Origin of the sequence: Microbacterium sp. SLBN-146 (assembly GCF_006715145.1) — a bacterium.
Lineage (GTDB): Bacteria > Actinomycetota > Actinomycetes > Actinomycetales > Microbacteriaceae > Microbacterium.
Genome location: NZ_VFMR01000001.1, coordinates 2,640,943 through 2,663,891, shown reverse-complemented (window position 1 = coordinate 2,663,891; position 22,949 = coordinate 2,640,943). Strand labels below are relative to the sequence as shown.

The following is a 22,949-nucleotide window of genomic DNA, read 5'->3' as shown; positions in this document are numbered from 1 at the left end:
GCCTATGCCGAGGCGCGCTCGCTGATCCGCTGCCCGACGACCGCCGAGACGCCGTCCTGCCGCATCGAAACACCGTACAGAGCGTCGGCGATCTCCATCGTGCGCTTCTGATGCGTGATCACGATGAGCTGGCTCGACGTGCGGAGCTGCTCGAAGACGCCCAGAAGCCGACCGAGGTTCGCATCGTCGAGAGCGGCTTCGACCTCGTCGAGGATGTAGAACGGGCTGGGCCGCGCCTTGAAGATCGCGGTCAGGAGTGCCACGGCGGCGAGTGAGCGTTCGCCACCGGAGAGGAGCGAGAGTCGCTCGATCTTCTTGCCGACCGGGCGCACCGACACTTCGATCCCCGTCGTGAGGGGATCGTCGGGGTTGGTCAGCGAGATGCTGCCCGTCCCTCCGGGGAAGAGGATCGGGAACACTTCTCCGAAGGCGACGCGCGTGTCCTCGAAGGCCGCGAGGAAGATCGTCTGCATCCGCTCGTCGAGCTCTTCGATGATCGTGACGAGGTCCTTGCGCGTCTGAGCGAGGTCGGCGAGTTGTTCCGTGAGGAACTTGTGGCGCTGCTCGAGCGCGGCGAACTCCTCGAGCGCGAGCGGGTTGACCCTCCCCAGCTGCCCGAGCTTGCGCTCGGCATCCTGGAGCCGACGGCGCTGCTGCGCACGGTCGTAGGGGATGCCCTCTTCGTCGTCCTCCCCCGCGATCAACTGGTCCGGCCCATATTCTCTGAGCAGAATATCTTCGTCCAACCCGAGTTCCGACGCCACGCGATCGACGAGTCCCGTCACATGCAGGCGCTTCTCGTGGATCTGCAGTTCCAACGTGTGGACGCTCTCGGTGAGGCCCGCGAGTCGCTCGCGCGCCGTGGACTCCTGCCCCCGTAGCTCCGCGAGTTCGGCCGTCAGCGCGGTGCGCGCCGACTCTGCGGCCGCGAGCTCGACGCGTGCCTGCGAGACGGAGCGGTCGACGGAGTCGAGCACGGCCGGAAGACGTTCGGCGACGTCGGCGGCGATGTCGCGCTGCGCACGCCGTACGACAGCCCGCCGGGCCGCCTCGGCCGCCGCTTCGCGCTCCCGCTCGCGCTGGCGCTCGAGCTGCACGACCCGTGCTTCTCCCGCACGGATCCGTTCGCGGAGCGTTTCCACATCGAGTCGTGCGCGCATCTCGCCGTCGCGCGCGCTCTCGAGTTCCGCGAGCATTCCGTCCCGCGCCGATGCGTCGAGGATCGGCCGCGGAGCCTCGAGGGCGGCGGTCAGCTGCGCATCCGCGACGCGCGCCGAGTCCGCGGCCTCGGCAACAGCAGCCTGCGCCTGCGCGACACCCGCCTCGAGTCGCTCGCACTCGGCGACGGCGGCTTCGTGCCGGACGGCGGCACGATTGACCTGTTCGGTGTGGGCCGCCAACGCGGCATCGTGGTCCCGCAATGTCGAGAGCGCCGCCTTGGTGCGGTGGCGTGCGGCGTCGAGCTCTCGCGACGCGTCGGCGAGTGCCTCGCGCAGCGAATCGGTGACGACGATCAGCTCATCGCGCCGCTCCGCGGCGGCATCCCGCTCTGCCATGAGTTCCAGGCGCGAACGCGACGCACCCGCGCCGGCGCGCAGCGCGTGCACGGAGTAGACCTCGCCGGCTCTCGTCACGATGATCCGATGGGCGCCCGAGTCATCGGCCAGCGCCTCGCCGACGGATCGCGCGGACGCGAGGTCGTCGACGATGAGGACGTCCGAGAGCAGCGAGAGAACTCCGTCCGGTGCGGTCACGACGTCGACGGCGGGAACCGCGCCGGTGGCGGGCGCGTCGGCGGCACGATGCGCCGCGTTGGCGATGACGATGTCGACGACGCCGAGGTCGGCCGTGCGCAGGTCCTCCGCAAGGCGGAAGGCCTCGGAAGGCCCGTCGACCAAAACTCCTTCCGCGACGGACCCGAGGACGGCGGCGATCGCCGCTTCGTAGCCCGACTCCACCTGAATCGCGTCGCCGACGAGGCCGCGTACGCCGTCTCCCCCGCGGAGAAGGACATCGGATGCCGCGCTCTTGACGTCGAGCGCGCGGCTGAGAGCCGTCGTCTGGGCGTTCAACGCTTCGAGCTCGCGCTCAGCCGCGTGGAGCCGCTCGCGGAGTTCTCCCACATGGGTCTCAGCGTCGGTCGCCTCGCGCTGCGCGCGCTCGTAGGCCGCCGCGTACTCGGCGGACGATCCCTCGGGGGCGAGTTCGGGTCGCACACCCTCGAGCAGTTCTTCGGCTTCCGCGCGACGTGCGAGCGCCGCATCGAGGGCGCGCTCCTGCCGCTCGACGGCCGCTTGCACCGCCGTGAGGGTCGACGCGGCGGCATCAGCCGCGGCGCGCAACGCCGCCAGCCGCATGTCGTGCTCCGAAACGAGGGCGCTCTGCGCGGCGATGTCCACGTCGAGGGCGTCGAGCTCGGCGCGCGCTCTGATCACGGCGCGATTGGCGTCGGCCGCGGCATCCTGCGCGTCACCGAGGCCCGAGCCGATCTCGTCGATCTCGGCGCGGGCGTCATCGATCATTCCCTGCGACACAGTGGTCAGGTCCTGTCGAGCATCGTCCTCGGCATCGCCCAAGAGCGCGAGCCGCTGCCCCGCCAACGTGTAGAGCGAACGCAGGCGCTCCTGGACGCGTTCGAGGCCGTGCGCGACCCGACGCGCTTCATCGACGGCCTCCGATCGCTGATCAGCTTCGAGGGCTTCGATTCGCGCCTTGACGTTGTCGAGCCTGTCCTGCAGCACCATGCGTTCCGAGTGGCGTTCCTGCTCGTTCCGCGCATGGTCGGCGAGCTGTGCGCGCAGCGTCGCCAGGTCGTCTGCGAAGATCCGCGCCTTCGCGTCTCGGACGACAGCGGCGATCGTCGCGGCTTCACGCGCGATCTCGGCTTGCCGACCGAGCGGCTTGAGCTGGCGGCGGAGTTCTCCCGCGAGGTCGCTCAGGCGCGTGAGATTGGCCTCCATCGCATCGAGCTTGCGAAGGGTCTTCTCCTTGCGGCGTCGGTGCTTGAGGATTCCCGCAGCCTCTTCGATGAACCCGCGTCGGTCCTCCGGCGTCGCCTGAAGCACGCTGTCGAGGCGTCCCTGCCCGACGATCACGTGCATCTCGCGCCCGAGACCCGAATCACTCAAGAGCTCCTGGACATCCAGCAGACGGCACGTCTCGCCGTTGATCGCGTACTCGCTCGCACCGTTGCGGAACAGCGTTCGACTGATGCTCACTTCGGCGTACTCGATCGGCAAGGCGCCATCGGCGTTGTCGATCGTGAGTTGCACCTCGGCGCGCCCGAGGGGACCACGAGTCGAAGTTCCCGCGAAGATGACGTCTTCCATCTTGCCGCCGCGAAGCGTCTTCGCGCCCTGCTCCCCCATGACCCACGCGAGGGCGTCGACGACGTTCGACTTGCCTGAGCCGTTGGGTCCGACGATGCACGTCACGCCGGTCTCGAACGCGAATGTGGTCGGATGCGCGAAGGACTTGAAGCCCTTGAGCGTCACGCTCTTCAGGTGCATGCGGGGGCCTCCGACAGGGACATCGCGTCCACGCTAGCCGAACGGTTCGCGGATGCCGCGACGGCGGGCCGCGGACAATCCGAGTCGAATCGAACCGACCGCGACACGCCCGGGATGCTTGACGGGACCAGATCAGGTGCGCTAGCGTCATCGATCGCGTCAGAAGTTGAAAGGAGGTCGCCATGATGATGATGCACATGAATGCAACCGGCAAGATTCCCACCCGCGCTATCGCAGGAGGAGTCGCCCGCTCGCTGGCGACCGTTTCCTTCTCGGCGTTCTTCCCCAACGGGTGCTGAGCTGGCAGGAGAACTCCGCCCATAGGCGGACTCCGTCGCACGACTGACGCTCGCACCGTCACGCGGTATGTCGCTGCCCGCGTATTCGTACGCCCGGATCGTTCTCGATCCCCTCTTCCTCACGCACTTCGACTCGAAAGAGCTCACTTCCATGTCCACGCAACTCCTGGACTCGACGACGACCGACGTCCGGTCCTCCCCCGTCCTCGCTCTGCCTGCATCGACCGCGCACCTTCCCGTGCTCGATCGAGTGGCGCTCCGGCTCGGCTTGTGGCTGCTTCTCCGCAGCGCACGCAGGGCCCAGCGTCACACCGACCACAGCGCGCACACGCACCGCCACGCTGTCGAGACAGCACGGGCGGCGCGTGAACTCGCGACGCTGCGGGCTCATCTCCTCTCGCCCCGGCCGTGAGTCCTTCTCCGGCCACCGGGTGGCGCTGACGCCGATCGGTTCGGCGCCACCCCCCACAACTCACTTCTGACGAAAGACGAATCATGAACACCACACTTCCGGCCGCACTCGAAATCCGCCCCCTCGCAATTCCCGCTACGATCGACGATCCGACGGCGACGGACTTCGTCGCGATGGTCGATGTCCGCAACCGGATCTACGAGGAGATCTCCGGCCACACCGACGAGTCGATCACGGCAGCCGAACTCCTCCCGCACTACCAGCCCGACCCCCACGAACTGCGGTTCATGTGGGTGATCCTCCTGAACGACGAGATGGTCGGTCGTGCGGGCATCGATCTTCCCCTCGAGAAGGGTTCTCGAACGGCCTTCTGGGAGGTCGAACTGCTCCGCAAGACGTGGGGGCAGGGCATCGGCACAGCGGCTTACAAGCTGGTCGAGCGCACGGCGCGGGAGCACGGCCGAGTCGTCCTGCAGTCGTGGGCGACGCACCCGGCCGCCGACGGCGACCGTCTCACGCCGCCCACCGGCTTCGGCTCGATCCCCGACGACCATGCCGCTCGGTTCTACCGCCGTCACGGCTACACACTGGAGCAAGTCGAGCGCAACAGCGCCTTCGATCTGAAGGGCTCGTTCGCGCGTCTCGAAGAACTGCTCGCCGATGCGACGGCGGCGGCGAGCGGATATCGGGTCGTCCAGTGGTCGCCGCCGACGCCGGCCGAGTTCGTCGAAGGCTACGCCTGGATGAAGTCGCGGATGTCCACGGATGCTCCCGCCGCCGACATGGAGTTCGACGAAGAGACGTGGGATGCCGCACGCGTCGCGCGACACGACGCCCTGTACACGGATCCCGGTCGGCTCCTCCTCGTCACGGCGGCACAGCACATCGAAACGGGCGAACTCTGCGCCTTCAACGAGCTCGCCGTCGGCAAGGATCGGACGGAGGCGACGAGCCAAGAGGACACCCTCGTGCTGAAGGAGCACCGCGGCCACCGCCTCGGGACGCTCGTGAAGTGCGCGGCGCTCCTCTCCTGGAGGGAGCTCGCTCCCGACTCTCCGCGCGTCCTCACGTACAACGCCGAGGAGAACCGGCCGATGCTCGATATCAACGAAGCGATCGGGTTCGCACCCATCGCCTATGCCGGTGCCTGGAAGAAGGTGCTCGCCGACTGAGGGCGACTCCGGGATGGACGTCCGTTCATCCCGGAGTCACCCGGCGAGCCGCTGGCAATGAGGGCAGTAGTGGCTCGACCGATTCATGAACGACACCCGCACGATCGGACGACCGCAACGGTCGCAGGGTTCACCCGTCCGTCCGTAGGCGTGAAGCGAGTGCGCGAAGTAGCCGGCTTGGCCGTTGACGTTGACATACTGCGCGTCGAAGCTCGTGCCGCCCTCCGCGAGGGCCTTCTCCAAGACAGCGCGCACTTCCGCGAGCAGACGATTCACCGTGCGCGTCGAGAGCATCGACGCGGGGGTCTCGGGATGCAGGCGAGTCGCCCAGAGCGCTTCGTCGGCGTAGATGTTGCCGATTCCGCTCACGACGGTCTGGTCGAGCAATACCCGCTTGATCGCTGAGGCTTTCCGCGCGAGCGCGCGTCGAAACGCCGCCGCGTCGAAAGCGGGGTCCAAAGCATCACGCGCGATGTGCGCCACCTGCGTCGGCACCGCCGCTTCGTCGGTGCCGCGTCCGCCGGGAGCACCGTCGGGCGTCGGCACCAGTGCATCGATGGCGAGGGAACCGAACGTGCGCTGGTCTGCGAAGACGACCGCGACTTCGCCGTGACGGGGATGCTGCAGGTCGATTCGCACTCTCTCATGGCGTTCCGCCGGAGCACCTGACGGGCGGAGCAGCATCTGACCGCTCATCCCCAGATGGCCCACGAGCGCGCCGTCCGGCTGCGATGACGCGCCGATCGCGTCCATCGGCATCCACAGGAACTTCCCGCGACGCGCGACGGCACGAAACGTCCGACCCGTCAGTTCGGCTTCGAAGTGCGCCGCTCCGCCGACGTGCCGTGTGAGCGCCCGCTCGTCCCACACCGTGACAGCCGTGATCTCGGCGCCCGCGACAGCGGGCTCGAGGCCGGCACGGACGACCTCGACCTCGGGAAGTTCAGGCACGCCCGCTCAGCTCATGCCAGAGCAGGAGCGCCGCAGCCATTTCGGCGTGCTTCTTGCTCGTCCCGACGCCCTGCTGCGTGGTGGTTCCGACGCGCGCGACAGCAGTGAAGCGCCGATCGTGATCAGGTCCTGTCGAGGTGACCTCGTACGTCGGCGGCTGCTGCCCCGTGCGCGCCGCGAGTTCCTGCAGCGCGGTCTTCGGGTCGGTGGCCGCGCCGAACCTCTCTGGATCGTCGAGCAGAGGGTCGATGAGACGCACGACGAGGGCCGTTGCCGCATCAGGTCCGGCCGAGAGGTACGTCGCGCCGATCAAGGCCTCCGTCGTGTCGGCGAGGATCGAGTCCTTATCGCGACCGCCGGTCAGCTCTTCGCCACGACCGAGCTTGATGAACTCGCCCAAGCCGATCCGCCGAGCGACGGCAGCAAGCGCGACGGTCGAGACGACGGCGGCGCGGCGCTTCGCGAGCGCGCCTTCCTCGAGCTCGGGATGCCGCGTGAACAACCTCACCGTGACGGCCTGTCCGAGTACCGAGTCGCCGAGGAACTCGAGGCGCTCATTGTGCGGGACCTGGCCGTGCTCATACGCCCAGGACCGGTGAGTCAGGGCGAGCGACAGAAGCTCGGGGTCGATGACGACCCCGAGCTTGTCGGTGAGGCGGGTCTGTCCCGTCGTGACGTCAGTCACCGGGTCAACCGCGATCTCAGACGTCGGCGACCTTGCGGCCCTTGTACTCGAGGAACAGCTCAGTGCCCTGCGAGTCGGTGACGACCTTGGCCTGGTGAGGACGGCTGTAGACGACCTTGCCGTTCTCGATGGTCTTGACAAGCGTGGGGGCCTCGGCCTTCCACTGCGCGCGACGCGAACGAGTGTTGGAGCGGGAGACCTTCCGCTTCGGGGGGTTACCTGCCATGGCTAACTCTCTTCTGTGTTCTCGGCGCCCACGCGCGTGGCGCCGGCATCGGGGTCTGTGGTGTAGTCCTGAAGCGCAGCCCACCGCGAATCGACGGGCTCATGCTGTTCTGTGCCGCCCTCGTCAGCGATCCGCTCGCCCGTAGCCGGGTCAAGGCCGGGGCAATCCGGCTGACAGACCGGCTGAAACGGAAGCGACAGGACGATCGCATCCCTGACCAGAGTTTCAAGATCCACGTGGTCGTCTTGAACCTCGAAGTCAGATGTTTCCCCCCCAGGATACGCGAAAAGCTCCTGGAACTCGACTTCGACGGGCGCGGCGATATCGATGAGGCATCGCCCGCAGACTCCTTCGTACGTCGAATCGACGTCTGCCGAGACCAACATCCCCTCGTGAACCGACTCGATCCGCGCGTCGATCACGATCGGAGTGCCCTGCGCGACCGACACGAGCCCTTCCCCCCATTGCTCGGGCGCATCGATCTCGATCTCGACCTCTCGCATCTCGCCGGGACGGCGGACGAGGTCGCGGACGTTGACGGCAAAGGGTCCGGGTCGCTGTCTTTTCACGGTTCCCCAGCGTACCCGCGCTCACGGCGCGAAGGCTCAGACGTCGCGGGAACCCGTGTCCAGGAACCGGGCGACGGCACCGGGGACGAACGGTGACACGTCGCCGCCCAGCGCCGCGACCTGGCGCACGAGGGAACTCGAGACGAGTGCGTGCGACGGATCCGGAAGCAGGAAGACGGTCTCGACGTGCGCGAGATGGCGGTTGACGATCGCCATCGGCGTTTCGTAGGCGACATCGACCTGCGAGCGGATTCCCTTCACGAGGACACCCGCGTCAACGTCCGTCGCATAGTCGACGAGGAGGCCCATACTCCAGGAGGCCACGACGACGTCGCCATCGACACCGGCCTCGACGATCGACTGTTCGAGGAGCGTCAGACGCTGCGCGATAGGGAGCATCGCCTCTTTGTCGGGATTGTGAACGACGAGAACATGGAGCTGGTCGTACAGTGACGCGGCGCGACGGATGACGTCGAGATGCCCGAGGGTCGGCGGGTCGAATGAGCCGGGAACGACAGCGATCCGTGGATTCACGGTTCCAGCGTAGCGGCGTCACGCACGAGCAAACGCCGCGCGCTCCTGTATCCCCACGCGACGCTCGATCTCAGCCTCGAGACCGGGATGCCGGATGAGTGCGGGGTCCTCTTGGAGAACGCGCTCTGCGACGACGCGTGCCTCCGCGATGAGATCGGCATCCTTCACGACACGGAGGAGCTTCAAGGACGATCGGGCACCTGACTGCGCATCACCCAGCACATCTCCCTCGCCACGCAGTTCGAGGTCGACTTCGGCGAGCTCGAAGCCGTCGAGAGTCGCTGCGACGGCCTCGACACGCTGACGGGCCGGCGTGCCCGCGGGTGATTCCGTGACGAGGAGACACAGGCCGGGAACCCCGCCCCGCCCGACGCGCCCCCGGAGCTGATGGAGCTGTGAAACACCGAAACGGTCCGCTTCGAGAATCACCATCGTGGATGCATTCGCGACGTCGACGCCGACCTCGACGACCGTCGTGGCAACGAGAACGTCGATCTCTCCTCGCGCGAAGGCCTGCATGACGGCGTCCTTCTCGTCTGAGGGCATCTTGCCGTGCAGGATCTCGACCCGGATGCCGCCGAAGGCAGGGTGTCGTGACAGTAGGTCGGCGACCTGGACGACTCCCCAGCGCGTGCGCTCGGCCTCGCCCTCGAGTTTCTGGTCGTCGCTCTTCTCGTCCTTCGACAGGGCTTCGGAGTCGATCGCCGCGCACACGACGAACGCCTGATGCCCCGCCACCACTTCTTCCGCGACCCGATCCCACACGCGCCCGAACCACGCAGGCTTGTCGGCGATCGGCGCGACGAACGTCTGTATGCCCGCGCGCCCGGCGGGCATCGTCCGGATCGTCGACACGTCGAGGTCTCCGAACACCGTCATCGCGACAGTGCGCGGGATGGGCGTCGCCGTCAGCACGAGCGCGTGCGGGGACGTGCCTTTCGCGCGAAGCGCCTCGCGCTGCTCGACTCCGAACCGGTGCTGCTCGTCGACGACAACGAGACCGAGATCGGCGAAAGTCGTGCTCTCACTCAGCAGGGCGTGTGTTCCGACGACGATTCGCGCCTGGCCCGATGCGGTGCGCAGGGCAGCCTTCCGCCTGTCGGCGGCAGGCTGCTGCCCCGTCAGGAGAGTCGGCATGAGTTCAGGAGCGAGACCCGGCCCGAGCATGCGGGCGATCGAGCGAAGGTGCTGTCCCGCCAACACCTCGGTCGGGGCGATGAGCGCCGACTGGCCGCCGCTCTCGGCCACCTGGAGCATGGCGCGGAGAGCGACGAGGGTCTTGCCCGAGCCCACCTCACCCTGAACGAGCCGATTCATCGGCCAATCGCCCTGCAGGTCTCGCTCGATCTGCGCACCGACCGATACCTGATCGGGCGTCCGCTCGAACGGGAGGGAGGCGTCGAACCGCTCGAGGAGCGTGCCCGGCGCCCGTCCGGTCGCGGAGAGCGCGCGAACGAGATTGCGTTGCTGCAGCAGGGCCGCCTGCAGTACGAAGGCTTCCTGCATCCGCAGGGTTCGGCGCGCGAGACCGTACTCCTCCTCACTGCGCGGACGGTGGATCCACTCGATCGCGTCACGTGCCGATGCGAGCTCGTGTCGACCACGAAGCTCGTCGGGGAGCGGTTCGGGAACGTCGCCGAGTCCGTCGAGCACGAGGTTCACGATCTTGGTGAACTGCCAACTGGCCACGGTGCTCGTCGCAGGGTAGATGGGGATGGGGACGTTCGCCTTCATCTCGGCGGCGTGACGCGCCAGCACTTCGTCGTCGAAGAGCTCGTAGTCGGGGTTCGCGAGCTGCGTCGCACCGCGGTACTCCCCCACCTTCCCGGCGAAGATGCCACGTCGTCCGGGCGTGAGGTCTTTCACGCGCCACGGCTGATTGAAGAACGTCAGCGACAGGGTGCCCTGTCCATCGCTGATCTGGACTTCGAGGAGCGACCCCTTGCGGTTCTGCATGCGCCGTTCGTTCGCACGGACGACCTCGGCCACGATCGTCACGGGCTCACCGAGCGGCAGGGACGCGATGGGGGTCAGCTCACCGCGCCGGGCGTACCGCCGCGGATAGTGTGCGACCAGGTCGCCGACCGTGCGCATTGCGAACGACTTCTCGAGCGCCGTCGCGGTCTTGCCTCCGACAACGCCATCGAGACGCGTCTCGAGCGTCAGGGTCACCATCACTCGAGTCTAGAGAGCACCGCCGACAGGCCGACCGCTGTCCACATGCCGTGCCGGACATGTGGCACAGCGTACGGTGGGCGGATGCTACGACGCCTCATCGCACGCGCGTTCTGGGCGTGCAGTAGATGGCGTCTCGTCTCGACGCCTGCTCCCACGACTCCGACCGTCCTGATCGGTGCGCCGCACACCTCCAACTGGGACTTCGTCCTGATGCTCGCCATCGCGTGGCGTCTCGATATGCACATCCGCTGGCTCGGCAAGGCGAGCCTCTTCCGCGGTTGGCGCGGTCCGCTGATGCGGCGCCTCGGCGGGCTGCCGGTCGATCGCGCGAACCCCGCAGACGTCGTCGACGACGTCGTCACCCTCGTCCACGCGGGCGAGGTGTTCGGCCTCGTCGTCACGCCCGAAGGCACGCGCGGCGCCGGGACGTACTGGAAGTCGGGCTTCTACCGGATCGCTCGGGCCGCCTCGATGCCGGTGACCCTGGGGTACGTCGACCGCACGACGATGACGACGGGCCTCGGCATCACGATCGACCTCACGGGCGACGTCCGCGCCGACATGGACCGCATCCGAGCCTTCTACGCCGACAAGTCCGGGCTTCGTCCGGAACTTCGCACGACACCGCGCCTGCGCGAAGAGGACGCGGCTCCGCCGATATCGTGAGACCGTGACGAGGATCATCGCGGGCACGGCCGGATCGCTCCCCCTCGACGTCCCCGACGCGGGCACGCGACCGACGAGCGACCGCGTCCGCGAGTCGCTGTTCGGGTCGCTGGAGTCGTCGGACTCGATCGAGGGAGCTCACGTCCTCGACCTCTTCGCCGGTTCGGGCGCCCTCGGCCTCGAGGCCGTGAGCCGCGGTGCGGCGTCCGCAGACCTCGTTGAGAAGTCGCCGCGCGCCGCGGCCGTCGTGCAGCGAAACGCGGCAAAGGTCGCGCGGGCCATCGGACCGGACCGACCGCTGCGCGTTCACCGTGTCGCCGTCGACGCCTATCTTCGGGGAGCGCACGGATCGTTCGATCTCGTCTTCATCGATCCGCCCTACGACATCGGCGAATTCGAGCTCTCGACCACGCTCGGACTGCTCGTCCCCCTCCTCGCGGATGACGCCGTCGTCGTGATCGAGCGCGCGTCGCGATCGCCGGAGCCGGCGCTTCCGGTCGCACTCGAGCTGGTGCGCTCCAAGAAGTACGGCGACACGACGCTCTGGTGGGCGAGCCCCTCGGCTCAGCCTCTGCCCGAGTCCCAGTCCCGATAGGGATCCCATCCGCGGCGACCGTCGAACGGGCTGCCATCCACCGTCACGGCGTCAGCCCCACGCGGGCGCACTGACCCGATGACACGGAACCCCGCCCGGAGGTCGGTTCCCGCCGGGAAGGTCGCGAGCAGGGCATGGTCCTCACCGCCCGCGAGAGCAAGGGCGATGTCGGGACCGAAAGCGGCCCCCGTGAAGTCGACGGTGACGCCGGATGCGTCGGCGAGCCGGGAGGCGTCGAGCGCGAGCCCATCGGAGACGTCCATCATCGCCGTCGCTCCGTCGGATGCCGCGAGGACACCGGCGTGCACAGGAGGGCGCGGACGCAGCTGGGCTGCCACGGCCTCCAGATCCTCCGCGCCGACGCGTTCCGCGCTGACCGACACCGGGTGACCCGCGCTGTCACGGAACTCCGCGAAGAGGATCTCGAGCCCCCGCGCCGCCTTGCCGGCGTCTCCCGAGAGCGCCACGACGTCACCCGGTCGCGCGCCGCTCCGGAGGATCGGGCGACGACCCTCGAGCGATCCCAGTGCCGTCACGGCGACGGTGAGGGTATCCGAGACGGTCAGATCGCCACCCTCGACAGCGCAGCCGGGAGCCAGTTCGTCACAGGCTGCTCGAAGCCCGTCGGCGAGCCCTTCGACGAACGACAAGCGCGTGTCATCGGGCATCGCGAGGGCGACGAGCAGCGAGATCGGGCGCGCTCCCATCGCCGCGATATCGGCGAGGTTCACGGCTGCCGACTTCCAGCCGAGGTCGAAGGCGCTCGACCACGCGAGTCGAAAATCGGGACCGTGGACGAGCGTGTCGACCGTCGCCACGACACGCCCGTCGGGAATCGGGATCACAGCGGCATCGTCGCCGGGCCCGACCTCAGCCCGCGAAGAGCCCAGTCGTTCCAGGATGCTGCGCAGTACCGCGCCCTCGCTGAGGTCGCCGACACGCGGGTCGTCGGCACCGGCATCCATCACCCCTTCACGCTATCGCGCCTGCCGGGCGGCGATGATCCGTGCGCGCGAGATAGCCTGGGGGTGTGCCCCGCGTCCTCGCCTCTGTCTTCGCCGCTCTCGTCGTGATCGCATCGCTCACCGGCTGCGCGACGACGGTGTCGCTCGAGCCTGCTCCGGATGCCAACAACCCCGCGTGCGCCGATGTCACGGTGCGTCTTCCCGACACCGTCGACGGCGAGAAGCGCCGTTGGACGGATGCGCAGGCGACGGGCGCGTGGGGTGACCCCTCAGCCGTCATCCTCGCGTGCGGCGTGACTCCCCCGGGCCCCACTGAGGCGCGGTGCATCACGGTCGGCGGGGTCGACTGGGTCGTCGACGAGTCCGAGGCGCCGCGTTATCGCGTCACGACGTACGGCCGCGAGCCAGCGGTCCAGGTTCTCGTCGACAACGAGGTGGTGTCGTCCAACGCCGTCCTCGATCGACTCGCCCCCATCATCTCGGCCGCGACCATCGCCGACTCCGCCTGCATCGCGACGAGCGATGCCCTCGTCGGCAACGACGGCTGACGGACTACGCCGTCACACGCGCCGTCTCGATGAGCTCGGTTACGAGTTCCGGGTACGTCATCCCCGACGCGATCCAGCACGTGGGGAACATCGAGATCGGTGTGAAACCGGGCATCGTGTTGACCTCGTTGACGTAGAACTCGGTCCCCGTGTAGAAGAAGTCCACGCGTGACAGTCCCTCGCCCCCGAGCGCGTCGAACGCGCGCGCGGCGAGGCGCTGCATTTCGGCGAGCTCGCCGTCGTGGAGATCCGCGGGGCAGACGAGATCGATTCCCGGCGCATCGAGGTACTTCGCCTCGAAATCGTAGAAGTCCCGACCGGTCACGACGATCTCACCCGCAACGCTGACGCGAGGGTCGGCACCGTCGACGCCCGGGAGGACGCCGCATTCGAGCTCGCGACCGACGACTGCCTGTTCGACGAGGACGGTGGCGTCTTCGTCGAACGCCAGGTCGAGCGCAGCATCCAACTCGTTCCAGTCCGAGACCTTCGATACGCCGACGCTCGAACCCGCCTGGTTGGGCTTCACGAAGACCGGCAGCCCGAGCGCACGGATCCGCCGCTCCCACAGGCTGCGATCGCGAGCGAGATCGCTCCGCTTCACAGCGACCCACGGCACGACGGCGACGCCCGCCGCCTTCAGCACGCTCTTGGCGACGTGCTTGTTCATGCCGATCGCCGACATGAGCACGCCGGCGCCGACGTACGGAAGACCGAGAAGCTCGAGCATCCCCTGGATCGTGCCGTCCTCGCCGTAGCGACCGTGGAGGATCGGGAACACGATGTCGACGTCGCCCAGCGAGGTCACAGAGCCGTCGGAGTGCGCGACGCGAAGCTCGCGCGTGAGCGTCGAATCCGGCCAGAGGATTCGCGTTCCGTTGTCCACGACTTCGGGAAGATGCGACGCCTCGAGCGCGAACTTCTCCGGGTCATCGTCTTCGAGGACGAAAGCCCCGTCACGGGTGATTCCGATCGGTATCACCCGGTAGCGATCACGATCGATCGCCCGCAGCACCCCTCCCGCCGTTGCGGAACTGATCGAGTGCTCGCTGGAGCGACCGCCAAAGAGCACCGCCACCGCCGGCCTGTCCATGCTGTGTCCTCTCACCCGTCGGGGTGTCGTCGTCGGTCGTCAAGTGCGGCGCGATGTCGCGCGGATTCATCGTTCCGTCGAGAACCATCTTCACCTGCTCGACGATGGGCATCGCAACACCGACCTCACGAGCGAGCTGCAGCACGGGGGCGACCGACGCGAGCCCCTCGGCCGTCTGATTCATCTGCTTGACGACATCGTCGAAGCGATAGCCCTGCCCGAGGAGACGGCCTGCCGTATTGTTGCGGCTCAGCGGCGACTGGCACGTGGCGATGAGGTCGCCGAGACCCGCGAGGCCCTGCAGCGTCTCGGGCTGGGCGCCGAAGGCGACAGCGAAGTCGGTCATCTCCACGAGGCCGCGCGTGATGATCGACGCCTTCGTGTTCTCGCCATAGCCGACGCCGTCGACGATGCCGATCGCGACGGCGATGAGGTTCTTGAGCACTCCCCCGAACTCGGTGCCGATGACATCGGTGTTCACGAACGTGCGGAAGTACGCGTTGCGCGCGCGTCGGGCGACGGCCTCGGCCGTTTCCTGACTCGTCGACGAGATGACGGCGGCGGTCGGCTGCTCGCGTGCGATCTCGAGGGCCAGGTTGGGTCCGGATGCCACGGCGATCCGTGCTTCATCGATCTGGAGTTCCTGCTCGATGACCTGACTCATGCGGAGCCCGGAGCGTCTCTCGACACCCTTCATGAGCGAGACGACCGGCGCGTTCGTGCCCTGGACGAGCGAACGGACGGCCTTCAGGTTCTCACGGACCGCTTGGCTCGGAATGGACAGGTAGATCTGCTCGGCGCCGTCCAGCGCCTCGGACAAGTGGTGCGTCGCCGTCATGCCACGAGGCAGGTTGATCCCGGGAAGATACTCGCTGTTGCGTTTCGCTTCGCGGATCTCGTGTGCGAGCTCTGGACGTCGGGCCCACATCGTCACGTGCGCTCCGCCGTCGGCGAGGATCTTGCCGAACGTGGTCCCCCAGCTCCCCGCACCGACGACGGCGACGCGGGGCCTGTCGGCATCCTGTCTACGGGTCAAGACGCCCCGTCTCCTTCTGGCCGTGCACGGAGGGGTTCCAGCGCTCGGCGGGTGCCGGCTCGCTCCTCAGTTCGGAGAGAAGCGCGGAAATGTCCGCCATCAGCAGGTCGGTGGCCTCGGCGAGCACGGCGGGCTGGTGCTGCCTATCGCGGAATGCGCTCAGGTCCGTCGGTTCTCCGATGATGACCTGGACGCGACGCCGCAGCGGCCACACTCGGAGCTTGCCGTACCGCGGCATGATCTGCTGGACGCCCCAATGGGCCATGGGAATGACCGGGATGTCGCCCTCGAGGGCAAGACGGACAGCGCCGGTCTTGCCCCGCATGGGCCAGAGCTCGGGGTCGCGCGTGAGGGATCCCTCGGGGTACACGATGACGCCCCGGCCGTGCGTTACAAGCTGCTCCGACGCGGCGAGCGTCTGACGTGCCGATGCAGCCGACGATTGCCGCGCCACGGGGATCATTCCCGTGCTGCGCAGGATCCATCCGAGGACAGGCACTCGGAAGAGGCTCTCTTTCGCCATGAAGCGCGGCGCGCGGCCGATCTTCCAGACGGCGAGGGCCACCGCGAGCGGATCGACTTCGGAGTAGTGGTTGGGAGCCAGCACGTACGCGCCTTCGCGCGGGAGGCGCTCACCGCCGCGGATCTCCAGCTTGATCAGCAGGCTCAGAAGCGGCACAGCCACGGCGGCGAGCGGCCAGAAGAAGCTCGGCCGCGACTTCTCCTCGGAGGCCCGGAATCGTTGACGCGCCACGGGTCAGCCGATGACGTCGAAGTCGGCGCCGAGCGCCTCGAGCTTCGCGAGGAACTTCTCGTAGCCGCGCCGGATGATTCCGACGTTGCGGACGACGGACTCCCCCTCGGCGGTGAGAGCCGCGATGACATAGCTGTATCCGCCGCGAAGGTCGGGCACTTCGACGTCTGCTCCGTGCAGAGGCGTGGGGCCGTTGATGACCGCGGCCTGTTCGAGAGCGCGCCGCGGGACACGACGATCAGCTGCCTCGATCCCCTCGGGGTGCACGACGATGTTCGCGCCCATCTGGTTGAGCGCCTCCGTGAAGCCGAGGCGGTTCTCGTACACCGTCTCGTGGACGGTCGAGGTCCCCTCCGCCTGAGTCAGCGCAACCACGAGCGGCTGCTGCCAGTCGGTCATGAAGCCCGGGTGGACGTCGGTCTCGACGACGACGGGCTTCAGCGCACCACCCCGGCGGAAGCGGATGCCGTCCTCGCGGACGTCGAACCAGCCACCCGCCTTGCGGAAGACGTTGAGGAACGTCAGCATCTCCTGCTGGCGCGCGCCGCCTACGAAGATGTCTCCGTCCGTCGCCAGGGCCGCGCAGGCCCACGACGCAGCCTCGTTGCGATCGAAGATCGCCCGGTGGTCGTAGCCCTGGAGCGAGTCGACGCCTTCGATGAGGATCACCCGGTTGGGCTCGTAGGAGATGATCGCGCCCATCTTCTGCAGGACGGCGATGAGATCCATGATCTCGGGCTCGATCGCCGCATTGCGCAGCTCGGTCGTGCCCTTTGCGCGCACCGCTGTGAGGAGCACCTGCTCGGTCGCGCCGACGCTCGGGTACGGCAGGGCGATGTTGGCGCCGTGCAGGCCGTCGGGCGCCGTGATCCGGATACCCTCGTAGCTCTTGTCGACGACCGCGCCGAACGCCCGGAGCGCGTCCATGTGGAAGTTGATCGGACGGTCACCGATCCTGCATCCGCCGAGGTCGGGGATCAGTGCCTCGCCGAGGAGGTGCAGCAGCGGACCGCAGAAGAGGATGGGAATGCGGGAAGCGCCCGCGTAGGCGTCGATCTGCTCGAAGTGGGCCGTGACGGCTCCACTCGGATCGAACCGCATCGAGCCTTCCTCGTCGCCTTCCACGACGGTGACGCCGTGAACTTCGAGGAGGGAACGCACGACCTGCACGTCGCTGATGTCGGGGACGTCGCGCAGAGTGCTCGGGGTCTCACCGAGGAGCGCTGCGACCATCGCCTTCGTGACGAGGTTCTTGGCCCCCTTCACCTCGACGCGGCCGGTGAGCGGTCGTCCGCCGCGGATCGCGAGGACTTCTTCCGAAGCCTGCTTGTCTCCCGCGGGAGCGGTATCGCCGAGAAGGGCCTTCATCCAGTGAACCTCACTTGTTCTGACGAGGGGCGGAGATCGAGTGCGGGCCGCCGTCTCAAACGGCGGTGCTCCGGGTTATGGAACGGGGAGCGTCCGCGGCCGCCATGCCTCGCGACGGGCCTCGAACTGCGCGATCGCATCTTCGTTGCGCAGGGTGAGCCCGATGTCGTCGAGCCCTTCAAGAAGCCGCCACCTAGTGTAATCGTCGATCTCGAAAACGAGATCGAGGTCACCGACACGCGCGCGGCGCTCATTCAGATCGACCGTCATCTCGATGCCCGGATGCTGCTCGAGCACGTCCCAGATCGCCTCGACCTCGGCCTCGGTGATGACGCCCGTGACGAGTCCCTGCTTGCCCGCGTTCCCGCGGAAGATATCCGCGAACTTGGGGCTCAGGACCGCCGTGAAGCCGTAGTCCCGCAGCGCCCAGACGGCGTGTTCGCGGCTGGAACCCGTTCCGAAGTCGGGGCCCGCGACGAGGATGGAAGCTCCCTGGTACGCGGGACGATTCAAGACGAAGTCGGGATCCTGGCGCCAGTTGGCGAACAGCGCGTCTTCGAATCCCGTCTTCGTCACGCGCTTGAGATAGACGGCCGGAATGATCTGGTCGGTGTCCACCGCGGAGCGCCGCATGGGAGCGGCGATGCCGGTGTGCGTCGTGAAAGCATCCATGTCAGGCCTCCGCTCCCGCCGTCTGCTCAACCTGTTCGACCGCCGCCAGGTCAGCGGGGCTCGCGAGCCGCCCGAGGATCGCCGTCGCGGCGGCGACGAGCGGGGAGACGAGGTGGGTGCGGCCGCCTTTGCCCTGACGGCCTTCGAAGTTGCGGTTGCTCGTGGACGCGCAACGTTCGCCGGGAGCGAGTTGGTCGGGATTCATCCCGAGACACATCGAGCAACCCGCGAACCGCCACTCCGCCCCGAACGCGGTGATGATCTTGTCCAGCCCTTCCGCTTCGGCCTCCAGTCGCACCCGCGCGGACCCCGGGACGACCATGACGCGGACGCCGTCGGCCTTCTGTCGCCCTTCGATGATCGACGCGAACGCACGGAGGTCCTCGATGCGACTGTTCGTGCACGACCCCATGAACACCGCATCCACCGGGACGTCCTTGAGTCGAGTGCCGGGGGTCAGGTCCATATACTCCAACGCCCGCTCGGCTGCGGCGCGCTCGTTCGGGTCGGCGAACGATCCCGGCTGCGGGATGACACCCGACAGCGACACTCCCTGACCGGGGTTGGTGCCCCACGTCACGAAGGGCTCGAGCTCGTTCGCGTCGAGGAACACCTCCGCGTCATACACGGCACCCTCATCCGACGGGAGGGTCCGCCAGTACGCGACTGCCGCATCCCAATCGGCACCCTGCGGGGCGTGGGGCTTGTCCTTCACGTACGCGAACGTCGTCTCGTCGGGCGCGATCATCCCCGCCCGCGCACCGGCCTCGATCGACATGTTGCAGACCGTCATGCGCCCCTCCATCGAGAGGGACCGGATCGCGTTGCCGCGGAACTCGAGCACATAGCCCTGTCCGCCGTTCGCGCCGATCTTCGCGATGATCGCGAGGATGATGTCCTTCGCCGTGACGCCGGGCTTCAGGTCGCCCTCGACCGTGATCGCCATCGTCTTGAACGGCTTGAGCGGCAGCGTCTGGGTCGCGAGGACGTGCTCGACCTCGCTCGTTCCGATCCCGAAGGCCATCGCCCCGAAGGCGCCGTGCGTCGAGGTGTGCGAGTCGCCGCAGACGACCGTGATTCCCGGCATCGTCAACCCCAGCTGGGGGCCCACGACGTGCACGATCCCCTGCTCTTTGTCGCCCAGCGAGTGCAGGCGGACGCCGAACTCATCCGCGTTGCGTCGGAGGGTCTCGATCTGGGTGCGGCTCGTCAGGTCGGCGATGGGCTTGTCGATGTCGAGCGTCGGAGTGTTGTGGTCTTCCGTCGCGATCGTGAGATCGAGCCGGCGGACGGGCCGGCCCTCTGCACGCAGACCGTCGAACGCCTGCGGACTCGTCACCTCGTGCACGAGATGCAGGTCGATGTAGATGAGGTCGGGCTGTCCGCCCTCGCCCTTCACAACGAGGTGGTCGTCCCACACTTTCTCTGCGAGGGTGCGGGGGTGGTCGGGGATGCTGCGAAGGGGTGTGCTCATTGCTCTGTCGTTCTCCTCGTGAGGTAGATCAAGCCAGCGACGAACTCCGCGACGAGGGAGGCCTGGGGGTTAGGACTCGTCGCGGCCGCGAAGGAGGAGGAGGTGAGCGATCCGCATCCGGAAAGAGTACCACCGGCTCCGGGAGACGGCCTCAGCGGTCACTCGGTGCGGGCGGCTGGTCGACCGTCGGCGGAGTGCCCTTCTCATCGGCGACGACGGCCGCGGCCGCTTCGGTTCGCGCGGTCGGGCCGGTGCCGGCTTCGAGACCGGAACCCGTCGCCGATGCGGCATCCGGGGCGAGCGCGAGACGCTCTCGGCGCGACGCGATGAGGCTCGCGATCGTGGCGACACCCATCGATGCGACGATGACTCCGAGCGACACCCACGTCGAGATGACGGGCGCCCATTCGATGTGCTGTCCGCCGTTGATGAAGGGGAGCTCGTTCTCGTGCATCGCGTGCAGGACGAGCTTCACGCCGATAAAGGCCAGGATGAAGGCGATCCCGTAGTGGAGGTACCGCAGACGATCGAGGAGGTCGCCGAGGAGGAAGTAGAGCTGGCGGAGACCCATGAGGGCGAAGAGGTTCGCGGTGAAGACGATGAAGGGACTCGTCGTGATGCCGAAGATCGCGGGGATGGAATCGATCGCGAAGAGAAGATCCGTCACACCGATGGCGACGAACACGATGATCATCGGAGTGAACATCTTTTTGCCGTCGACGACCGTGCGGATCTTGGCTCCGTCGTACTCCTCGGAGATGTCGATCGTTCGGCGCAGAAGACGCACGATGAAGTTCTCCTGCTTGACGTCGGAGTCGTGATCGCCGCCCGGGAACGCCTGGCGCCACGCCGTCCACACGAGGAACGCGCCGAAGATGTAGAACACCCAGCTGAACTGCTCGATGATCGCGGCACCCGCGAGGATGAAGAGCCCGCGCAGGACGAGCGCGATGATGATGCCGACCATCAGCACCTCCTGCTGATACCGCCGCGGCACCGAGAACTGCGTCATGATCAGGACGAAGACGAACAGATTGTCGATCGACAGGCTGTATTCCGTCAGCCAGCCGGCGACGAACTGGCCCGCGTACTCGCCTCCCGCGAAGATCCACATCAGCCCCGCGAAGATGAGGGCGAGCGTGACGTAGAAGACGACCCACAGCGTCGATTCCCGCGTCGACGGAATGTGCGGGCGCTTGAGGATGATCAAGAGATCGGCCACGAGGATCAGCGTCAGGACGACGAGTGATCCGATTTCGAACCAGAGGGGAAGTTCGAGGTCCATGAGGGCCTTTCGAAAAGAGGGTCGTGGGAGTCAGAAAGTCTCTCCCCGCGCGCCTCGGCTCGCGACACGAACCCGAGGCGACTGTCGTAGGAGCCTGTGCTGACGGATGCGCGTTCTCGGGATACTCCCCTTCGCTCGCACAAGGATACATCCGCCGGGGTCCCGATTCCGGGGGTTCGCGAGACGATCGCGTCCGTGTCGACACCTACACCCTGAGAGATGATTGAGCTCTGCGACGATGCTCGCACGCGAGTGTCGCGAGCCAGGAGGACGGGTATGACGGCGGATGCTGTGCGTGACGACGCAACGCTCGTGGCGCAGGCCGCGAATGGGAGCGAGATCGCGTTCCGAACGTTGTACCGAGCGTACGTACGCCCCGTCTACTGGCTCGCGCACGGACTCGTGGGCAACGCCGCGGATGCCGAGGATGTGACCCAGGAGACGTTCCTCGTCGCGTGGCGAAAGCTGCCCGGCATGGAGCTCGCCAGCGACTCGCTCCTCCCCTGGCTCGCCACGATCTGCCGCTTCCAATCAGCCAACCGCATTCGCGCTCAGAGGCGCGAACGCGACCACTCGGCGGACGTAGACCAAGAAGCGCTGGTCTCGACGGTCAGCGTCGAGCAGCAGGTGATCGGCGACGATCTCGCGGAACGGATCCTCGGCGAGGTCAACGGGCTCACGCCGCTCGATCGGGACATCTTCCGGCTGTGCACGGCCGAGGGCTATGCCTACCAGGCGGCAGCGGACGAGCTCGGTGTCCCGCACGGTGTGGTCCGCAATCGTCTCTCCCGGATCAGGACGCGCCTTCGCGCCGTCGTCAAGGAGGGCACATGAACACGACAGAGAAGTACGCGTCGCTTCCCGAGCTGGACGACGCGCGTATCGATGACATCGAGGACTCCCTCTTCGCCAGGATCGCGGACGACCGCGCAGCACGACAGCGCCGAAGCGCGCGGCGAGGACGCGCGTGGATGGCGGGCGGTGCGGCCGCGGCCGTCATCGCCGTCGCCGCCATCATCGCCCCGAGTGTGGGCGGACTGGTCGGGGGATCGTCCGGCGCGGATTCCTCCGCTGTCCAGCCGGCATCGGACGGCGGCTTCGCCGTGCTCCCCGAGAACGGGGTCATCGACGGAACGACGCTGGACGGCGCCCGGTCCACGAGCGGCGGAGCAGTCGAGGAGTCCTCCGGCGCCGGCGACATGACGGCGACCGATCGCGAGATCATCACCACCGCTTCGGCGAGCATCACTGTGCAAAACGTCCGAGAATCCGCGGGCGCCATCGGCGACGCCGCCGTCGACCGCGGCGGATACGTCGAGTCGATGAGCATCGGCACGTCGGGCGTCGTCGCTCCTGTCGACCCCCAGACGGGTCTGTCGTACGACTCGCTCGCCTATCCGCCGACCGATGGCGGATGGATCTCCGTGCGGGTACCTTCTGGCGAGCTCGCCGCCCTCGTGGCCGACCTGAGCGAGTTCGGCGAAGTGACGGCGTCTTCCATCGACCGTCAGGATGTCACGGAGCAGACCGTCGATCTCGACGCGCGCATCGAAGCAGCACAGGCATCCGTGGATCGACTGACCGACCTCATGGCGCAAGCGGGCGATCTGTCCGATCTCATCGCTGCCGAGGCTGCACTGTCGGAGCGGCAGGCCAATCTCGAGTCACTCGAACAGCAGCGCGAGATGATCGCCGACCAGGTGGCGATGTCGACGCTCAGCGTCTCGCTGTCGCCCGTCGTGGAAACGGTCCAGGCCGACCCTGCGGGATTCAGCGACGGTCTCGTGGCGGGTTGGAATGGTCTCGTGGCGACGCTCAATGGCATCGTCGTCGCCCTCGGGTTCCTCCTCCCCTGGCTCGGCGTCGCCACGATCGCTGGGCTCATCGTGTGGGGCATCGTCCGGGTGACCCGGCGGCGTCGTGCGCGCCGAGCCGATGCGGTCACACCCGAGGACTGA

The 22,949-nt window shown here is 67.5% G+C and carries 22 protein-coding genes; 7 read left to right on the top strand and 15 right to left on the bottom strand.

The window, feature by feature from the left end:
- Window positions 1-2 precede the first annotated feature (2 nt).
- On the bottom strand, window positions 3-3,509 hold the full coding sequence (smc, locus tag FBY39_RS11785; RefSeq protein WP_141932472.1) for a chromosome segregation protein SMC: 3,507 nt from the start codon (window positions 3,507-3,509) through the stop codon (window positions 3-5).
- Between the two features lie 366 nt (window positions 3,510-3,875).
- Here smc and FBY39_RS11780 point away from each other — a divergent pair, with 366 nt between their 5' ends.
- On the top strand, window positions 3,876-4,220 hold the full coding sequence (locus FBY39_RS11780; RefSeq protein WP_141932471.1) for a hypothetical protein: 345 nt from the start codon (window positions 3,876-3,878) through the stop codon (window positions 4,218-4,220).
- Window positions 4,221-4,303: 83 nt separating this feature from the next.
- Window positions 4,304-5,392, top strand: a complete 1,089-nt coding sequence (locus FBY39_RS11775) for a GNAT family N-acetyltransferase (RefSeq protein ID WP_141932470.1) — start codon at window positions 4,304-4,306, stop codon at window positions 5,390-5,392.
- Between the two features lie 36 nt (window positions 5,393-5,428).
- Here FBY39_RS11775 and mutM read toward each other — a convergent pair whose 3' ends face one another.
- The 6 genes from mutM to FBY39_RS11745 all read right to left on the bottom strand — a co-directional run bounded on the left by mutM (window position 5,429) and on the right by FBY39_RS11745 (window position 10,532).
- Window positions 5,429-6,343, bottom strand: a complete 915-nt coding sequence (gene mutM, locus FBY39_RS11770; protein WP_141932469.1) for a bifunctional DNA-formamidopyrimidine glycosylase/DNA-(apurinic or apyrimidinic site) lyase — start codon at window positions 6,341-6,343, stop codon at window positions 5,429-5,431.
- Window positions 6,336-7,028: a ribonuclease III gene (gene rnc / locus FBY39_RS11765; protein ID WP_141932468.1), complete on the bottom strand. Its 693-nt coding sequence runs from the start codon at window positions 7,026-7,028 to the stop codon at window positions 6,336-6,338. Before rnc ends, mutM begins: the two co-directional genes overlap by 8 nt.
- Window positions 7,029-7,044: 16 nt before the next feature.
- Window positions 7,045-7,254: a 50S ribosomal protein L32 gene (gene rpmF, locus FBY39_RS11760; RefSeq protein ID WP_019179169.1), complete on the bottom strand. Its 210-nt coding sequence runs from the start codon at window positions 7,252-7,254 to the stop codon at window positions 7,045-7,047.
- 2 nt (window positions 7,255-7,256) lie between these two features.
- On the bottom strand, window positions 7,257-7,757 hold the full coding sequence (locus FBY39_RS11755; protein WP_141932467.1) for a DUF177 domain-containing protein: 501 nt from the start codon (window positions 7,755-7,757) through the stop codon (window positions 7,257-7,259).
- A 102-nt stretch (window positions 7,758-7,859) separates the two neighbouring features.
- A complete protein-coding gene (gene coaD / locus FBY39_RS11750) occupies window positions 7,860-8,357 on the bottom strand; it encodes a pantetheine-phosphate adenylyltransferase (protein ID WP_141932466.1) in 498 nt (165 codons plus the stop codon).
- An 18-nt stretch (window positions 8,358-8,375) separates the two neighbouring features.
- Window positions 8,376-10,532, bottom strand: coding sequence for an ATP-dependent DNA helicase RecG (locus tag FBY39_RS11745; protein WP_141932465.1), 2,157 nt, complete (start codon window positions 10,530-10,532; stop codon window positions 8,376-8,378).
- A gap of 84 nt (window positions 10,533-10,616) precedes the next feature.
- Here FBY39_RS11745 and FBY39_RS11740 point away from each other — a divergent pair, with 84 nt between their 5' ends.
- Together FBY39_RS11740 and rsmD are read left to right on the top strand one after the other, a co-directional pair.
- The gene (locus tag FBY39_RS11740; RefSeq protein ID WP_141932464.1) at window positions 10,617-11,201 is read left to right on the top strand and encodes a 1-acyl-sn-glycerol-3-phosphate acyltransferase; all 585 of its coding nucleotides are present in this window, start codon (window positions 10,617-10,619) and stop codon (window positions 11,199-11,201) included.
- Window positions 11,202-11,205: 4 nt separating this feature from the next.
- A complete protein-coding gene (gene rsmD, locus FBY39_RS11735; RefSeq protein WP_141932463.1) occupies window positions 11,206-11,796 on the top strand; it encodes a 16S rRNA (guanine(966)-N(2))-methyltransferase RsmD in 591 nt (196 codons plus the stop codon).
- Here rsmD and thiL read toward each other — a convergent pair.
- Window positions 11,766-12,761: a thiamine-phosphate kinase gene (thiL, locus tag FBY39_RS11730; protein WP_141934151.1), complete on the bottom strand. Its 996-nt coding sequence runs from the start codon at window positions 12,759-12,761 to the stop codon at window positions 11,766-11,768. The genes rsmD and thiL overlap by 31 nt on opposite strands.
- 65 nt (window positions 12,762-12,826) lie before the next feature.
- Here thiL and FBY39_RS11725 point away from each other — a divergent pair, with 65 nt between their 5' ends.
- Window positions 12,827-13,309, top strand: coding sequence for a DUF3515 family protein (locus tag FBY39_RS11725; protein ID WP_141932462.1), 483 nt, complete (start codon window positions 12,827-12,829; stop codon window positions 13,307-13,309).
- A 4-nt stretch (window positions 13,310-13,313) separates the two neighbouring features.
- Here the strand turns inward: FBY39_RS11725 and FBY39_RS11720 are convergent, their stop codons facing one another.
- The 7 genes from FBY39_RS11720 to FBY39_RS11690 form a co-directional block, all read right to left on the bottom strand.
- A complete protein-coding gene (locus tag FBY39_RS11720; protein WP_141932461.1) occupies window positions 13,314-14,402 on the bottom strand; it encodes a D-alanine--D-alanine ligase family protein in 1,089 nt (362 codons plus the stop codon).
- Complete coding sequence (locus tag FBY39_RS11715) at window positions 14,302-15,438, bottom strand: NAD(P)H-dependent glycerol-3-phosphate dehydrogenase (RefSeq protein WP_141932460.1); 1,137 nt, start codon at window positions 15,436-15,438, stop codon at window positions 14,302-14,304. The genes FBY39_RS11720 and FBY39_RS11715 overlap by 101 nt, the downstream gene beginning before the upstream one ends.
- Entirely contained in the window at window positions 15,428-16,192 is a 765-nt protein-coding gene (locus FBY39_RS11710) for a 1-acyl-sn-glycerol-3-phosphate acyltransferase (RefSeq protein WP_141932459.1), read from the bottom strand. The genes FBY39_RS11715 and FBY39_RS11710 overlap by 11 nt, the downstream gene beginning before the upstream one ends.
- A gap of 3 nt (window positions 16,193-16,195) precedes the next feature.
- Window positions 16,196-17,560, bottom strand: coding sequence for a UDP-N-acetylglucosamine 1-carboxyvinyltransferase (gene murA, locus FBY39_RS11705; RefSeq protein ID WP_141932458.1), 1,365 nt, complete (start codon window positions 17,558-17,560; stop codon window positions 16,196-16,198).
- A 75-nt stretch (window positions 17,561-17,635) separates the two neighbouring features.
- Window positions 17,636-18,232 (bottom strand): 3-isopropylmalate dehydratase small subunit, encoded by a 597-nt coding sequence (gene leuD / locus FBY39_RS11700; RefSeq protein ID WP_141932457.1) that lies wholly within the window; start codon window positions 18,230-18,232, stop codon window positions 17,636-17,638.
- A gap of 1 nt (window position 18,233) precedes the next feature.
- Window positions 18,234-19,706, bottom strand: a complete 1,473-nt coding sequence (gene leuC, locus FBY39_RS11695) for a 3-isopropylmalate dehydratase large subunit (RefSeq protein ID WP_141932456.1) — start codon at window positions 19,704-19,706, stop codon at window positions 18,234-18,236.
- Between the two features lie 151 nt (window positions 19,707-19,857).
- Window positions 19,858-20,991 carry a TerC family protein gene (locus FBY39_RS11690; RefSeq protein ID WP_141932455.1) on the bottom strand — a complete coding sequence of 378 codons (1,134 nt, stop codon included), beginning with the start codon at window positions 20,989-20,991 and terminating at the stop codon, window positions 19,858-19,860.
- Window positions 20,992-21,267: 276 nt separating this feature from the next.
- Between FBY39_RS11690 and FBY39_RS11685 the strand changes: the two genes are divergently transcribed.
- Entirely contained in the window at window positions 21,268-21,825 is a 558-nt protein-coding gene (locus FBY39_RS11685) for an RNA polymerase sigma factor (protein WP_141932454.1), read from the top strand.
- The gene (locus tag FBY39_RS11680; RefSeq protein ID WP_141932453.1) at window positions 21,822-22,949 is read left to right on the top strand and encodes a DUF4349 domain-containing protein; all 1,128 of its coding nucleotides are present in this window, start codon (window positions 21,822-21,824) and stop codon (window positions 22,947-22,949) included. The genes FBY39_RS11685 and FBY39_RS11680 overlap by 4 nt, the downstream gene beginning before the upstream one ends.

Excerpts from the sequence above, each read along its gene's own strand:
- FBY39_RS11685 (WP_141932454.1), top strand. The coding sequence starts at position 21,268 with ATGACGGCGGATGCTGTGCGTGACGACGCAACGCTCGTGGCGCAGGCC.
- thiL (WP_141934151.1), bottom strand. The coding sequence starts at position 12,761 with ATGGATGCCGGTGCCGACGACCCGCGTGTCGGCGACCTCAGCGAGGGC.
- FBY39_RS11680 (WP_141932453.1), top strand. The coding sequence starts at position 21,822 with ATGAACACGACAGAGAAGTACGCGTCGCTTCCCGAGCTGGACGACGCG.
- FBY39_RS11745 (WP_141932465.1), bottom strand. The coding sequence starts at position 10,532 with ATGGTGACCCTGACGCTCGAGACGCGTCTCGATGGCGTTGTCGGAGGC.
- FBY39_RS11690 (WP_141932455.1), bottom strand. The coding sequence starts at position 20,991 with ATGGACCTCGAACTTCCCCTCTGGTTCGAAATCGGATCACTCGTCGTC.
- FBY39_RS11755 (WP_141932467.1), bottom strand. The coding sequence starts at position 7,757 with ATGCGAGAGGTCGAGATCGAGATCGATGCGCCCGAGCAATGGGGGGAA.
- murA (WP_141932458.1), bottom strand. The coding sequence starts at position 17,560 with ATGAAGGCCCTTCTCGGCGATACCGCTCCCGCGGGAGACAAGCAGGCT.
- leuD (WP_141932457.1), bottom strand. The coding sequence starts at position 18,232 with ATGGATGCTTTCACGACGCACACCGGCATCGCCGCTCCCATGCGGCGC.
- smc (WP_141932472.1), bottom strand. The coding sequence starts at position 3,509 with ATGCACCTGAAGAGCGTGACGCTCAAGGGCTTCAAGTCCTTCGCGCAT.
- FBY39_RS11780 (WP_141932471.1), top strand. The coding sequence starts at position 3,876 with ATGTCGCTGCCCGCGTATTCGTACGCCCGGATCGTTCTCGATCCCCTC.
- leuC (WP_141932456.1), bottom strand. The coding sequence starts at position 19,706 with ATGAGCACACCCCTTCGCAGCATCCCCGACCACCCCCGCACCCTCGCA.
- FBY39_RS11775 (WP_141932470.1), top strand. The coding sequence starts at position 4,304 with ATGAACACCACACTTCCGGCCGCACTCGAAATCCGCCCCCTCGCAATT.
- rpmF (WP_019179169.1), bottom strand. The coding sequence starts at position 7,254 with ATGGCAGGTAACCCCCCGAAGCGGAAGGTCTCCCGCTCCAACACTCGT.
- FBY39_RS11720 (WP_141932461.1), bottom strand. The coding sequence starts at position 14,402 with ATGGACAGGCCGGCGGTGGCGGTGCTCTTTGGCGGTCGCTCCAGCGAG.
- FBY39_RS11740 (WP_141932464.1), top strand. The coding sequence starts at position 10,617 with ATGCTACGACGCCTCATCGCACGCGCGTTCTGGGCGTGCAGTAGATGG.